This is a genomic window from Micromonospora sp. LA-10, assembly GCF_051853095.1.
Lineage (GTDB): Bacteria > Actinomycetota > Actinomycetes > Mycobacteriales > Micromonosporaceae > Micromonospora > Micromonospora echinospora_A.
In genome coordinates, this window is record NZ_CP195710.1 from 1,196,825 (window position 1) to 1,209,779 (window position 12,955).

Below are 12,955 nucleotides of genomic sequence, written 5' to 3' on the forward strand. Positions count from 1 at the left end.
GGACCGGACCCGGCCACCGTGGCGGCGACTCGGGTGGGAGCGGGCGCTCCGCTTCATGACCGCCCGCGCGTCAGGGACGGGGGCAGTCTGGTCGACTCCGCAACACTACACCCTCGGCCCAGGCCCGCTCAAACCGGGCTCGCTGGTCAGCGGGGTGCGGACTGGCCGGCGGCCAGCGCCGCCAGGTGCGCCTGGTGCAGGCGGCGCAGCGCGCGGACCGCCTCGACCGCGCTCTCCTTGTCGGCGGCCTGCAACGCGACCATCGGCAGCAGGTCGTCGTCGTGCAGCTCCAGGCTGGCCCACGGGGCGCCCCTGTCGAACCGGACCCCGCGGATCACCTCCCACGGCAGCTCGTACGAGCTGAACACGTTGCGCACCCGCACGCCCTTGGCGTCGGCGACCACCCGGGGGCGGGTGAACAGCAGGAAGCCGAGCGCGCCGAAGACGCCCAGGCCGATCATGGCGAACTGGTCGCCGCGCTGGAACGTGCCGTAGCCGTTGCCGGTGGCGCCGGTCAGCGACGTCGCGACGAGGCTGAACACGACGAACAGCGTGACGGCCGACACCCAGCAGACGACCCGGACGCGGCGGGGTCGGACGGTCACCACGGAATCGCTCACCCGACCAGTCTGCCATCCGGTTCGCGCGCGCCTTCGGCCGCCACACGGTCCGGGGCGCGCCGGCGCAGCCCGGTGACCACCACGGCGAGCAGCGTGAGCAGGGCGCCGGCCAGCACCGGCAGCCGGACGCCGGGGCCGCCGGGCAGGACCAGGTCCAGCAGCAGCGCGCCGCCGAGCTGCCCGGCGACCAAGGCCAGGCCGGTGCGCAGCACCCCGGCGGCGCGTACCCCGACCAGCAGGGAGAGCACGATGCCGACGCCGAGCAGGCCGCCGACGTAGAGCCACCACTGGCCGGGCCAGCGGGGCGCGGTGACGAGCGCGCCGGTGAGCGCGGCGACCGCGCCGATCACCACGGTGCTGACCGCGAAGTTGACGGCGAGCCCGGCGGCCGGCCCGACCGAGGCGGCGACCCGGCCGTTGAGCGCGGACTGCGTCGCCACCGCCAGCCCGCCCAGGACGCAGAGCAGCACCAGCCCGATCGCCAGGTCGCCGACCGGGCGGCCGAGCTGGGCGAGGGCCACCGCGCCGACGCCGAGCACCGCCCCGCCGACGCGGGGCACTGTGAGCGGCATCCGGCCGGTCGCGGCCAGCCCGGCCCGGTCCACCGCCAGGCCGCCGAGGCTGCCGCCGGCCACCTGGGCGATGGTGAACACCGCCACCCCGAGCACGGGCACCACCACCGGCGCGACCAGCACGATCACCGCGCCGCCCACCCCGCCCAGGTAGGTCCACCAGGGCAGCCCGGAGCGGCGCAACGCGCCCAGCCCGGCGCGCATCGACGGCAGCGCCACGATCCCGGCCAGCACCAGCAGGCAGCCGCCGAGGTTGTTGACCACCGCGCCGAGAACCGGATCGCCGGTCCGCTCCCCCATCTCGGCGTTGACCACGCCCTGGGCGGCCGAGGCCATGCCACCCAGGACGACAACGCCCAGGGCGGCCGGGAGCGGCAGCGGCCTCACAGCCGGCAGGCGTGGATGTTGGTGACCAGGATCGCGCGGGCGCCCAGCTCGTACAGCTCGTCCATGATCCGGTGCACGTCGTCGCGGAGCACCATCGCCTGTACCGCGACCCAGCCCTCCCGGTGCAGCGGCGAGACAGTGGGCGACTCGATGCCGGGGGTCAGCGAGCTGGCCCGGTCGAGCAGGCCGGCCGGCACGTCGTAGGCGAGCATCACGTAGCGCCGGGCCACCAGGACGCCGTGCAGCCGGCGCAGCAGCTGCTCCTGCTGGGCGCCGCCGGGCGCGCCGGCGCGGCGCACCAGCACCGCCGAGGAGCGCAGCAGCGGCTCACCGAAGACCACCAGGCCGGCCTGGCGCAGCGTCGCGCCGGTCTCCACCACGTCGGCGACCACGTCGGCCACGCCGAGGCGGATGGCGTTCTCCACCGCGCCGTCGAGGCGGATCACGTCGGCCTTGACGCCCAGCTCGGCCAGGTGCCGCTCGACCAGACCCGGGTACGCGGTGGCGATGCGGTGCCCGCCGAGCTCCCGTACGTCGTCGACGTCCTGCGGGCGGGCGGCGAACCGGAAGGTGGCCCGGGCGAAGGCGAGGTCCACCACCTCCTCGGCCGGCGCGCCGGAGTCGACCAGCAGGTCCCGACCGGTGATGCCGACGTCCAGGTCACCGGAGCCGACGTAGGTGGCGATGTCCTTGGGGCGCAGGTAGAAGAACTCGATGTCGTTGGCCTCGTCCCGGCAGACCAGGTCCTTCGGGTCGGTGCGCTGGCGGTAGCCCGCCTCGCGCAGCATCTGGGCGGCCTTCTCGGCCAGGGCGCCCTTGTTCGGGACTGCGACACGCAGCATGGGAGTGCTCCTTCGTTCGATCGGATGATCAGCGGACGGGCACTCAGAGATGTCGGTAGACGTCCTTCAGTTCCAGACCCGTGGCGAGCATCAGCACCTGCGCCTGGTAGAGCAGCTGGGAGATCTCCTCGGCGGCCCGCTCCGGGCCCTCGTGCTCGGCGGCCATCCACGACTCGGCCGCCTCCTCGACGACCTTCTTGCCGATGAAGTGCACGCCCTTGCCGAGCGCCTCGACGGTGCCCGAGCCCGGGGTGCCGGCGGCGGCCTTGGCCTGCAGCTCGGCGAACAACTCCTCGAACGTCTTCACGGAAGGCGATTCTTCCAGCCGCTGCTGGTGACGGACCGGGTGGGTCAGGCGAAGCCGACCCGGTGGGCGGACTGGGCGTCCAGGGCGCGGACGGCCAGGGCGGCGTCCAGCGCGGCCACTGTCGCCGACCAACCCTTGTCCTCGGCCGAGCCGGGCAGCCCGGCCCGGTCCCGGGCCTGCTCGATGGTGTCGACAGTGAGCACCCCGTGCGCCACCGGCTTGCCCTCGTCCAGCGCCACCCGGGTCAGCCCCTCGGTGACCGACTGGCAGACGTAGTCGAAGTGCGCCGTCGCGCCGCGTACCACCACGCCGAGCGCGACGACCACGTCGAAGCGGCGCGCCATCGCCTGGGCCACCACCGGCAGCTCCACCGAACCGGCCACCCGGGCCACCACGGCCCGCGCCCCGCACGCCTGCGCGGCGGCCACCGCCCGCTCGGTCATATGGTCGGTCAGGTCGCCGTGCCACCGGGCGGCCACCACGCCCACAGTCATCCCGGCGGCGTCCACCGCGGTCACGCCCGGCTCACCGAAACCCGCCATCGCCCTACGCTCCGATCTCGTCACCGGCGACCGGGCGGCCCATCGGCGCCTCGGTCACCTCGTCCAGTCCGTCCAGCAGGTGACCCATCCGGTCCCGCTTGGTGCGCAGGTAGCGCACGTTCTCCGGGTTGGACCGCACGGGCAGCCCCTCCCGGCCGGTCACGGTGAGGCCGTACCCCTCCAGCCCGGCCCGCTTGGCCGGGTTGTTGGTCAGCAGCCGCATCGACCGCACACCCAGGTCGTAGAGGATCTGCGCGCCGGTGCCGTAGTCGCGGGCGTCGGCCGGCAGACCCAGGTCGAGGTTCGCGTCCACGGTGTCGCGGCCCTGGTCCTGCAGCTGGTACGCCTGCAGCTTGTGCAGCAGGCCGATGCCGCGGCCCTCGTGCCCGCGCACGTAGAGGACCACGCCGCGGCCCTCGGCCGCGACCCGCGCCAGCGCGGCCTGCAACTGCGGCCCGCAGTCGCAGCGCAGCGAGCCGAACACGTCGCCGGTGAGGCACTCCGAGTGCACCCGCACCAGCACGTCCCGCCCGTCGCCGAGGTCGCCCATGACCAGCGCGACGTGCTCGGCCGGGTCGTGCTCGGCGCGGTAGCCGAGCGCCCGGAACACGCCGTACGGGGTGGGCATCCGGGCCTCGGCGGCCAGCTCGACCTGCTTCTCGGTACGCCGCCGGTAGGCGATCAGGTCCGCGATGGTGACAAGCGTCAGGCCGTGCTCGGCGCAGAACTTCTCCAGGTCCGGCAGGCGCATCATGGTGCCGTCGTCGTTGACCAGCTCGCAGAGCACCCCGGCCGGACGCAGCCCGGCCAGCCGGGTCAGGTCCACCGCCGCCTCGGTGTGCCCGGGGCGGCGCAGCACCCCGCCGGCGCGGGCGCGCAGCGGCACCACGTGACCGGGCCGGGCCAGGTCGGTGGGGCCGGTGGCGGCGTCGGCGAGCAGCCGGATCGTGTGCGACCGGTCGGCGGCGGAGATGCCGGTGCTGACCCCCTCCCGGGCGTCCACAGTCACCGTGTACGCGGTGCCGCGCCGGTCCTGGTTGGTGTGGTGCATCGGCGGCAGGTCCAGCCGGTCGCACTCGTCCTCGGTCAGCGGCACGCAGATGTAGCCGGACGTGTAGCGGACCATGAACGCGACCAGTTCCGGCGTGGCCAGCTCGGCCGCGAAGATCAGGTCCCCCTCGTTCTCGCGGTCCTCGTCGTCGACCACGACCACGGGGCGCCCGGCGGCGATGTCCGCCACCGCCTGCTCGATCGAACCGAAAGTGGTCATGCCACGGCCTCCGAGTACGTCGCCGGGATCGGGGCGGGCGCGGTCGCGACGGCCCGGGAGGTGCGCCACCAGCTGAACAGGCCGGCGGCGCAGAACGCGCCGTAGACCAGGTACATGGCGGCCGACGGGTAGAAGCCGCCGCGCAGCAGCAGCGGCACGCCGACCGCGTCGACGGCGATCCAGATCAGCCAGAACTCGACCCAGCCGCGGGCCATGCCGTAGGTGGCGAGCAGGCTGCCGACCAGGATCCAGGCGTCCGGCAGCGGTCCCCACGAGCTCAGCGCGGCCAGCACCGGGTACGCGGCGGCGGTGCCGACGACGGCTGCGACGAGCAGGCCGAGCCGCTCCGGCCAGGTGGCCCAGCGCGGCACCACGGCCGGCTCGTGCCCGTCACCGGCACGCCGGTTGCGCGACCAGCGCCACCAGCCATACACGCTGACGGAGAAGAAGAAGACCTGCCGGCCGGCCTGGCCGTAGAGGTCGTGCGCCTGCGGGGTGACGAAGACGCCGCCGAGGAACACGGTGAACAGCAACGCGTTGCCGATCATGCCGACCGGCCAGGCCCAGACCACCCGGCGCAGCCCGAGCAGCGCCGAGGCGAGCCCGAAGCCGTTGCCGACGATCTCCCGGACCAGCACCGGCGAACCGGCCACGTGCACCTGGGCGTCGAGCAGCCAGCCGAGCGGGCCCATCACCGCACGCTCCCCGCGCCGCGGTCGCCGAGCAGCCGCTCGACGTACTTGGCCAGCACGTCGACCTCCAGGTTGACCGGGTCGCCGACCTGCTTCGTGCCGAGCACTGTGAGCTTGAGCGTGGTGGGGATCAGCCCGACGGAGAACCAGTCGTCGCCGGCCTCCGCCACTGTGAGCGACACGCCGTCGACGGTGATCGAGCCCTTCTCCACCACGTACCGGGCCAGGCCGGCGGGCAGCCGGAACCGGACGGTCTCCCACTGCGCGGCCGGCTCCCGGGCGACGACCTCGCCGACGCCGTCGACGTGGCCCTGCACCAGGTGCCCGCCGAGCCGGCTGTTGAGCGCGGCGGCGCGTTCCAGGTTGACCGGGTCGCCGGGGCGCAGCGCCCCGAGCGCGGTGCGGCGCAGCGTCTCGCCCATCACGTCGGCGGTGAACACGCCGCCGTCGACGTCGACCACGGTGAGGCAGACGCCGTTCACCGCGATGGAGTCGCCGTGCCGGGCGTCCGAGGTGACGAGCGGGCCGCGGATCGCGACCAGCGCGGAGTCGTCGCCGGTCTCGGTGCTCCGGACGATCTCGCCCAGCTCCTCGACGATGCCGGTGAACATGTCAGGCCTCCCTCTTCCGGGGCAGCGCGGTGATCCGCAGGTCGGGACCGACCCGCGTAACGTCGGTGATCTCCAGGTCGATGGCGTCGGCGATGGTCGTCACGCCGGCGTCGAGCAGCGCGGTGGGACCGGCGCCGAGCAGCTTCGGCGCGACGTACCCGACGATCTTGTCGACCAGGCCGGCGGCGAGGAACGCGCCGGCCAGCGTGGGACCGCCCTCCAGCAGCGCGGCCCGCACGCCCCGGTGGTGCAGCTCCGCGAGCAGCGCCGCCAGGTCGACCCGGCCGTCCGGCCCGGCGCCGACCTCCGCGGCCGTGGCCACCCAGGTGCGTGCGGCGCCGTCGCGGACCCGGGCGTCGGCCGGGGTACGCCCCGAGCTGTCCACCACGACCCGCAGCGGCTGCCGGATGGCCATGGTGCCGTCGCGCAGGTTGCGGGCGGTCAGACGGGGGTCGTCGGCGAGCACGGTGCCCACCCCGGCGAGCACCGCGTCGACGGTGCCGCGCAGCGCGTGCACGTCCATCCGGGCCGCCTCGGAGGTGATCCACATGCTGGTCCCGTCGGCGGCGGCGGAACGCCCGTCGAGCGTGGCCGCGTACTTCCAGATCAGGTACGGCCAGCCGCGGCGCATCGAGGTGAGCCAGGCCACGTTGCCGGCCTCGGCCTCCTGCGCGCGTACCCCGAGAGCGACCTGGACCCCGGCGGCGCGCAGCGTGGCGGCGCCGCCGGAGGCGACCGGGTTGGGGTCGGGCACGGCGACCACGACGCGGGCCACCCCGGCGGCGATGAGCGCGTGGCTGCAGGGGCCGGTGCGGCCGGTGTGGTCGCAGGGTTCGAGCGTGACGACGGCGGTGCCGCCGCGGGCGCGGGTGCCGGCCTGGGCCAGCGCGACGATCTCGGCGTGCGGGCCGCCGGCGTACGCGTGGAAGCCCTCGCCGACGACCTCGCCGTCGGCGTCGAGCAGCACGCAGCCGACGACCGGGTTGGGGCTGGTGGCGCCGAGGCCGCGCGCGGCCAGTTCGATGGCACGACGCATCGCCTCGTCGACGGAGACGCTCGCCATGGCCGCCTGTCCTCCCGCTCGCCGGTCACGCGCGGGCGGTTCGGGAGCAGCGGCACGGATGCCGCGGACACGCGGCGGCGGAGAACCCGGGGACGGCGACGCCGACCCCGGGGAGCCCACGCGGCGGCTGAGGGTGCTCAGCGGCCGGCAGGGGCCTCCCCCGTTCCGCGCGCTGTCTCCCATCCGGACTTTCTGGGGGCGGACGAGCCGCACCCCAACCGTCGGCCCCGGATTCTCACCAGGTCCACCGTCCGGCCGAAGCCGTCCGGGTCGCGGGCTTACCACGGTCGGACCGTGGATCACCGCCGGTTCGGAATTTCACCGAGCCCCGCCAGCGCGTGGTGGGTACACGGGAAGTCTTACACGTTCCGCCCGGGTGCGCGCCACAGAGGCGAGCTACCTCACAGTCGCGCTCAGGTGACGCCGCGGCGGCGGTCCACCGCCACGTACGACCCGGGCTGGCTCTTGGCCACCGTCTTCATCTCCGAGGCCACCGCGATGGCCTCCAGCGGGTCGGTGAATCGCTTGCCGGAATCGGACAGCGACACGCCGATGGAGAGCGTCACCAGCGCGGCGCGGCGGATGTTGCCGCGCCGGTCCTTCAGCTCGACGAAACCGCGTTCCCGGTCGTTGGGGTCGTAGAGCGCGTCCGCGGCCTTCTCGAAGTCGACGACCGCCCGGCTGGTCAGCGGGCGCACCTGGCTGGGGGTGCAGACGATGACGAAGTCGTCGCCGCCGACGTGCCCGAGGAACGCCGGTGGCAGCCCGATCGACACCACCGCCCGGTGCAGGCTGCGGGCCAGCGCGGAGATGAACTCGTCGCCGCGCACGAAGCCGTACCTGTCGTTGACGCTCTTGAACCGGTCGATGTCGATGTAGCCGACGGCGTAGTCGACGCCGTTGCGGACCCGGTCGCTGATCTCGCGCCGGATACGGCTGTTGCCGGGCAGGCCGGTCAGCGGCGAGACCTCCCGGAACTCCTTGTTGCGCCGCAACGTGGAGTTGACCCGGGCCACCAGCTCCAGCGTGTCGAACGGCTTGACCAGGTAGTCGTCGGCGCCGACGCTCAGCCCGTTGACCTTGTCCTGGGTCATCCCCTTGGCGGTCAGCATGATCACCGGCAGCGCGGAGGTCATCGGGTCGGCGCGCAGCAGCCGGGTCAGCTCCAGGCCGTCGACGCGCGGCATCATCAGGTCCACCACCGCGAGGTCGGGCCGCTGCCGCTCGATGATCTCCAGCGCCTCCTGGCCGTCGCTGGCGTGCAAGACCTCGAAGCCGTGCAGGCGCAGGTTGAACTCGACGAAGCGGGCGATGTCCTCGTCGTCGTCGACGACCAGGATGACGTCGGGTCGCTCGTCGGCCGCCTCCACCTCAGGCCCCGGTCATCGCACGTTCCGCCAGGCCCCGCAGGCGGCGTACCGCCTCCGCGGGATCGTCGGCGCCGTAGACGGCGGTGCCGGCGACGAACGCGTCGGCGCCGGCCGCGGCGGCCTGCTCGATGGTGTCCGCGGCGATACCGCCGTCGACCTCGATGCGCAGCTCCAGGTGGCCGCTGTCGACGTGCCGGCGGGCGGCGCGCACCTTGTCCAGCAGCTGCGGCAGGAAACGCTGGCCGCCGAAACCGGCCTTGATCGTCATGATCAGCAGCGTGTCGAAGCTCGGCAGCAGCTCCAGGTACGGCTCGATCGGGGTGTCCCGGTCGATCGCCAGGCCCGCCTTCGCCCCGGCCGAGCGCAGGTCCTTCGCGAGCGCCACCGGGTCGTCGCACGCCTCGGCGTGGAACGTGACGTTGTACGCGCCGGCGTCGGCGTACCCGGGCGCCCAGCGGCGCGGATCGGTGATCATGAGGTGCACGTCGAACGGGATCTCGGTCACGGCGCGCAGGCTCTGCACCACCGGCAGCCCGATGGTCAGGTTGGGCACGAAGTGGTTGTCCATGACGTCGACGTGCAGCCAGTCGGCGGCGGGCTCCACGGCACGGACCTCGTCGGCGAGGCGGGCGAAATCGGCGGCCAGGATGCTCGGCGCGACGATCGGCGGCGGTACGGTCACCGGGCCAGTGTACGAACGCGGTGATCCGGAGGTCGCGGCACGGCTCCCGGAACGACAGGTGGTGATCCTGCCGTCACCCGTGGTGCACCATCCGGCCGTCCGGAGCAAAAATCGACACGAATAGTCGCCGGTGACTGGCCGATCGATTGAAAGATGACGAAACTCCTACAGGGACGGTCACGTATGCTGCACGCCCGGGCGCGGGGGACGCCGGTCGGGCCTGTGGCGACCGGCTGTCATCTCTCCCGGAAGGGGCGGACGATGCGACGGTGGCTCCACGTGCTCGCGCTGGCCGGCGCCACGACGGCGCTGCTCGCCGGCTGCGTGCAGGCGCACCGGGCCGACGGGGACCTGATCGACGACTGGGCGGCGCTGCCGGCGCCACGACTGTTCGTCCCGGCCACCGACGCGTGCCTGCCCCGCCTCACCACGGTGGTGGCCGCCGCCACGTACGAGACTGTCGACTGCGCGGGCAGCCACCTGGCCGAGACGGTGCACGTCGGCACGTTCACCGGGCCGGCCACGCTCGGCGCCCGCCCGGAACCGGGCACCCCGGCGCTGCGGACCGCGCGCGCCGAATGCGACCAGCGGGCCCGCGAGATGATCGGCGGGGACTGGCACGCCGCCCGGCTCACGCTGAACATCGCGCTGCCGACAGTCGCCGCCTGGGGCGCCGGAGCGCGCTGGTTCCGCTGCGACCTGGCCGAGACCGACAGCATCGACAACACCCGTCCGGTCAACCGGGTCGGCAGCCTGCGCGGCGCGCTGGTCGGCGACAACCCGCTCGTGCACAGGTGCTTCGACCCGAAGCTGATCGGCCAGAACCTCAACTACATGGCCCCGGTGCTGTGCACCGAACCGCACCGCGCGGAGTTCGTCGGCGTGTACGAGGAACGCGACATGAGCTGGACGGAGTTCACCAAGGGTGCGCCAGCCACGCACCGGCGCTGCATGACGCTGATCGCCGCGTTCGCCGACGTGCCGGACAACGCGGAGCTTCCGTACCGGGCCGGGTCCATCTTCTACCCGCCCTCGCAACGGGAGTGGGAGGAGGGCGACCGGGGCGTGCGCTGTTTCCTGTGGAGCGACGACCGCAAGCTCAACCGCTCGGTACGCGGCGCCGGTCCCGAGGGACTCCCGGTGACCTGATCGACTGCCGTATGCTGCACCGCCGAGGCGTACCGGTCGGCTCCGGGCGCGCGGGGGAGGTCGGTCGCGATGCGGCGTTGGTGGGTGGCGGTCACCGTGGGAACGGTGGCGGCGCTGGCGCTCGGTGGCTGCGCCGCGCCGGCCGGGGTGGACCGCGACCTGACCGACGACTGGCCCGCGTTCGCCGCGCCGGTCGGCTTCGTGCCGCAGAACGGCGCCTGTCACCCCACCGTCGCCGACGTCGGCTACCTCAGCGGCTACCAGCCGGTCGACTGCGCCGCCACGCACCGCGCCGAGACGCTGCACGTCGGCACGATGAGCGGCCCGGAGGCGGAACGCTCCGCTCCGCCGCGCACCGGCTCGGCCGGGATCCGCGTCGCGCACGGCGACTGCGCCCGGCAGGTCACCCGGGCCCTCGGCGGGGACTGGCGCTCCGGGCGGCTGCGGCTGTCAGTGGTCTTCCCCTCCGCGTTGGCCTGGTCCGGCGGGGCCCGCTGGTACCGCTGCGACGTCGCCGAGGTGACCGACCTGGACCAGGGCGACGTGGCCGAGCGCACCGGCAGCCTGCGGGGCGCGCTGAAGCCCGGCTCGAAGCTGGCGCTGGGCTGCTTCAACCCGAAGATGAGCAAGAACAACGTGCAGGCGATGCGGCCGGTGTCCTGCACCGCGAAGCACCACGCCGAGTTCGTCGGCGTCTACCAGGCGCCGGACATCAGCTACGCCGAGTTCGAGCGCACATCGCTGCGCACCCACAAGGCGTGCCGCGGGCTGATCGCCAAGTACGCGAAGCTGCCGAACGACGGCAACATGCAGTACCGGGCCGGCACCATCATCTACCACCCGTTCGAGGAGCAGTGGCGCGACGGCGACCGGGGCGTGCAGTGCTTCCTCTGGGTCTCCGAGCGGACGCTGACCCGCTCGGTCCGCAACGCCGGCGGCAAGGCGCTGCCGATCACCTGAGCCACGGACGGGGCGGGCGCTCGCCCACCCCGCCCGTGTCCGCTCAGCCGACCTGCAGCGTCACGTCGTCCACGACGAAGCTGGTCTGCAACGAGGAGTCCTCGACCCCGGTCCACTTCAGCGTGACCGTCTGCCCGGCGTACGCGGCCAGGTTGAAGGTGCGCTGGGTGTAGCCGCTGGCCTTGTTCAGGTTGGAGTACGTGGCCAGCGTGGTCGAGCCGACCTGCACGGTCAGCTTGTCGTACGCGGTCGAGCTGGTCGTCTCGGCCGTGTCGATGTGCAGCCAGAACGAGAACGTGTAGCTGCTGCACCCGGCCGGCAGCGTGACCGACTGCGACAGCGTGTCGGTACGCGAGGAGCCGTACCCGTTCATCCACGCCTTGTACGACCCGGTGCGGGCCGCCTGGCTGGAGCTGTTGGTGATCACGCCGGAGCTGGCCGTCCACGGCGTGGTGCCGGACTCGAAGCTGCTGTTGCCGATGAGCTGCCCGCCGGTGCAGCCGCCGCTGCCGCCGCTCACGGTGATCGTGTAGCTGGCGGTGCGGGTGGCCGAGCCGGTGCCGGTCACGGTGAGCGTGAACGTGCCGGTGGTGGCCGACGACGAGGCGGTGACCGTCATCGTGGACGAGCCGCCCGAGGTGACCGAGGACGGGCTGAAGCTCACCGAGACGCCGCTCGGGGCGCCGCTGGCGGACAGCGCCACGGTCTGCGCGCTGCCGGAGGTGGTGGCGGTGCTGACGGTGGCGGTGGTGGAGCCACCCCGGGCGACGCTGCCGGAGGTGGGGCTCACCGAGACGGAGAAGTCGTTGGCCGGGGTGCCGCCGCCGACCGCGAGCGCCCAGATCGTGTACGCCACGCCGTCCGCGGCCCGGTTCAGGATGGTCGTGTTGATGTTGCTGGTGTTGTCGCAGGAACGGTGGTAGCAGCCGTCGTACGCCGCGCCCGCGGTGCCGCCCCACTTGCTGGCCTGCGCCGACGTCTTGGTGTAGCTGGCGCCCGCCGCGTAGCCGGAGGTCTGGATGCCGGCGTTGGCGAACGAGTAGTCGTCGGAGCGGCCCTGGCCCTCGGTGTTCTCCTCCGGCGAGATGCCGAACGAGTCCCAGTACGCCTTCAGCGGCGCGGCGGTGGCCGAGGTGATCCGGTTGATGAAGTAGCCGCCGTTGGGCGAGCCGACCATGTCGAAGTTGTAGTAGCCCTTGATGTAGCCCCGCTGGGTGGAGCTGAGCTGGTTGACGTAGTGCTTGGAGCCCTGCAGGCCCTGCTCCTCGCCGTTCCACCAGGCGAACCGGACCCGCTTGGTCATTGTCGGGTTCTGCGCGGCCAGCACCAGCGCGTTCTCCAGCAGCGCCGACGAGCCGGAGGCGTTGTCGTTGATGCCCGGCCCGGCGGCCACGCCGTCCAGGTGGGCGCCGAACATGACGACCTGGTCCGACGGGCCCTGCGGCCACTCGGCGATCAGGTTGTTGCCCGGGTAGGTGCAGGTGGAGCAGTTCTGCTCGGTGACCGTGTAGCCGGCCGCCTGGAGCTTGCCCTTCACGTAGTTGACCGACGCGGTGTAGCCGGCCGAGCCGGCGCGCCGGTTGCCGCCGTTGCTGGTGGCGATGGAGTTGAACTGGCTGAGGTGGGCCTGGATGTTGCTCAGGGAGACGTCGGGGGCGGCGAGCGCGGCGGCGGCCGGGGCGGGGGCGGCGGCCGGCGCGGGCGCGGCGGAGGCGGTGCCGGCCAGGCTCGCCGTCGTCAGGGTGGCGACGAGGGCGAGCGCGAGGCTCGTGGTCGGCGTTCTACGTCTCATGGAGACTCCTCGTGGGGGTTCGGCGGGCGGGGTGCCGGGACCGGTGGTCGAAACAGTTACATGCATCGATCAGACAGTCAACGGGCTGTCACATCC

14 protein-coding genes and 1 riboswitch are annotated in these 12,955 nt (G+C 73.2%); of the genes, 2 read left to right on the forward strand and 12 right to left on the reverse strand.

What is annotated here, in order from left to right; translation table 11 throughout:
- Positions 1-146: 146 nt before the first annotated feature.
- The 11 genes from ACSDG8_RS05580 to rpe form a co-directional block, all read right to left on the reverse strand.
- A complete protein-coding gene (locus ACSDG8_RS05580) occupies positions 147-620 on the reverse strand; it encodes a PH domain-containing protein (protein ID WP_210943146.1) in 474 nt (157 codons plus the stop codon).
- Positions 617-1,528, reverse strand: a complete 912-nt coding sequence (locus ACSDG8_RS05585) for a DMT family transporter (RefSeq protein ID WP_247688372.1) — start codon at positions 1,526-1,528, stop codon at positions 617-619. Before ACSDG8_RS05585 ends, ACSDG8_RS05580 begins: the two co-directional genes overlap by 4 nt.
- Before the next feature lie 47 nt (positions 1,529-1,575).
- Positions 1,576-2,421: an ATP phosphoribosyltransferase gene (gene hisG / locus ACSDG8_RS05590; protein ID WP_439427726.1), complete on the reverse strand. Its 846-nt coding sequence runs from the start codon at positions 2,419-2,421 to the stop codon at positions 1,576-1,578.
- Positions 2,422-2,464: 43 nt separating this feature from the next.
- Positions 2,465-2,728 (reverse strand): phosphoribosyl-ATP diphosphatase, encoded by a 264-nt coding sequence (locus ACSDG8_RS05595; RefSeq protein WP_120570490.1) that lies wholly within the window; start codon positions 2,726-2,728, stop codon positions 2,465-2,467.
- Between the two features lie 44 nt (positions 2,729-2,772).
- Positions 2,773-3,270: a 6,7-dimethyl-8-ribityllumazine synthase gene (gene ribH / locus ACSDG8_RS05600; protein WP_091424378.1), complete on the reverse strand. Its 498-nt coding sequence runs from the start codon at positions 3,268-3,270 to the stop codon at positions 2,773-2,775.
- A 4-nt stretch (positions 3,271-3,274) separates the two neighbouring features.
- On the reverse strand, positions 3,275-4,540 hold the full coding sequence (locus ACSDG8_RS05605) for a bifunctional 3,4-dihydroxy-2-butanone-4-phosphate synthase/GTP cyclohydrolase II (protein WP_073827706.1): 1,266 nt from the start codon (positions 4,538-4,540) through the stop codon (positions 3,275-3,277).
- The gene (gene pnuC, locus ACSDG8_RS05610; RefSeq protein ID WP_210943164.1) at positions 4,537-5,232 is read right to left on the reverse strand and encodes a nicotinamide riboside transporter PnuC; all 696 of its coding nucleotides are present in this window, start codon (positions 5,230-5,232) and stop codon (positions 4,537-4,539) included. The genes ACSDG8_RS05605 and pnuC overlap by 4 nt, the downstream gene beginning before the upstream one ends.
- A complete protein-coding gene (locus tag ACSDG8_RS05615) occupies positions 5,232-5,843 on the reverse strand; it encodes a riboflavin synthase (RefSeq protein ID WP_073827704.1) in 612 nt (203 codons plus the stop codon). The genes pnuC and ACSDG8_RS05615 overlap by 1 nt, the downstream gene beginning before the upstream one ends.
- 1 nt (position 5,844) lies before the next feature.
- Positions 5,845-6,906: a bifunctional diaminohydroxyphosphoribosylaminopyrimidine deaminase/5-amino-6-(5-phosphoribosylamino)uracil reductase RibD gene (gene ribD, locus ACSDG8_RS05620; protein ID WP_439427727.1), complete on the reverse strand. Its 1,062-nt coding sequence runs from the start codon at positions 6,904-6,906 to the stop codon at positions 5,845-5,847.
- 167 nt (positions 6,907-7,073) lie between these two features.
- A riboswitch (FMN riboswitch) is annotated at positions 7,074-7,246 on the reverse strand.
- Between the two features lie 73 nt (positions 7,247-7,319).
- Positions 7,320-8,276: a GGDEF domain-containing response regulator gene (locus tag ACSDG8_RS05625; protein ID WP_439427728.1), complete on the reverse strand. Its 957-nt coding sequence runs from the start codon at positions 8,274-8,276 to the stop codon at positions 7,320-7,322.
- Between the two features lies 1 nt (position 8,277).
- The gene (gene rpe / locus ACSDG8_RS05630) at positions 8,278-8,958 is read right to left on the reverse strand and encodes a ribulose-phosphate 3-epimerase (protein WP_043324939.1); all 681 of its coding nucleotides are present in this window, start codon (positions 8,956-8,958) and stop codon (positions 8,278-8,280) included.
- Positions 8,959-9,219: 261 nt separating this feature from the next.
- On the opposite strand from rpe, the gene ACSDG8_RS05635 reads away from it, so the two are divergent.
- The gene (locus ACSDG8_RS05635) at positions 9,220-10,107 is read left to right on the forward strand and encodes a septum formation family protein (protein ID WP_210897599.1); all 888 of its coding nucleotides are present in this window, start codon (positions 9,220-9,222) and stop codon (positions 10,105-10,107) included.
- A gap of 69 nt (positions 10,108-10,176) precedes the next feature.
- Positions 10,177-11,067 carry a septum formation family protein gene (locus ACSDG8_RS05640; protein WP_210897601.1) on the forward strand — a complete coding sequence of 297 codons (891 nt, stop codon included), beginning with the start codon at positions 10,177-10,179 and terminating at the stop codon, positions 11,065-11,067.
- Between the two features lie 43 nt (positions 11,068-11,110).
- Here ACSDG8_RS05640 and ACSDG8_RS05645 read toward each other — a convergent pair whose 3' ends face one another.
- Positions 11,111-12,859 carry a M28 family metallopeptidase gene (locus ACSDG8_RS05645; protein ID WP_210897603.1) on the reverse strand — a complete coding sequence of 583 codons (1,749 nt, stop codon included), beginning with the start codon at positions 12,857-12,859 and terminating at the stop codon, positions 11,111-11,113.
- Positions 12,860-12,955: the final 96 nt, after the last annotated feature.

Excerpts from the sequence above, each read along its gene's own strand:
- ACSDG8_RS05585 (WP_247688372.1), bottom strand. The coding sequence starts at position 1,528 with ATGGCCTCGGCCGCCCAGGGCGTGGTCAACGCCGAGATGGGGGAGCGG.
- hisG (WP_439427726.1), bottom strand. The coding sequence starts at position 2,421 with ATGCTGCGTGTCGCAGTCCCGAACAAGGGCGCCCTGGCCGAGAAGGCC.
- ribH (WP_091424378.1), bottom strand. The coding sequence starts at position 3,270 with ATGGCGGGTTTCGGTGAGCCGGGCGTGACCGCGGTGGACGCCGCCGGG.
- ACSDG8_RS05605 (WP_073827706.1), bottom strand. The coding sequence starts at position 4,540 with ATGACCACTTTCGGTTCGATCGAGCAGGCGGTGGCGGACATCGCCGCC.
- pnuC (WP_210943164.1), bottom strand. The coding sequence starts at position 5,232 with ATGGGCCCGCTCGGCTGGCTGCTCGACGCCCAGGTGCACGTGGCCGGT.
- ACSDG8_RS05615 (WP_073827704.1), bottom strand. The coding sequence starts at position 5,843 with ATGTTCACCGGCATCGTCGAGGAGCTGGGCGAGATCGTCCGGAGCACC.
- ribD (WP_439427727.1), bottom strand. The coding sequence starts at position 6,906 with ATGGCGAGCGTCTCCGTCGACGAGGCGATGCGTCGTGCCATCGAACTG.
- ACSDG8_RS05635 (WP_210897599.1), top strand. The coding sequence starts at position 9,220 with ATGCGACGGTGGCTCCACGTGCTCGCGCTGGCCGGCGCCACGACGGCG.
- ACSDG8_RS05640 (WP_210897601.1), top strand. The coding sequence starts at position 10,177 with ATGCGGCGTTGGTGGGTGGCGGTCACCGTGGGAACGGTGGCGGCGCTG.
- ACSDG8_RS05645 (WP_210897603.1), bottom strand. The coding sequence starts at position 12,859 with ATGAGACGTAGAACGCCGACCACGAGCCTCGCGCTCGCCCTCGTCGCC.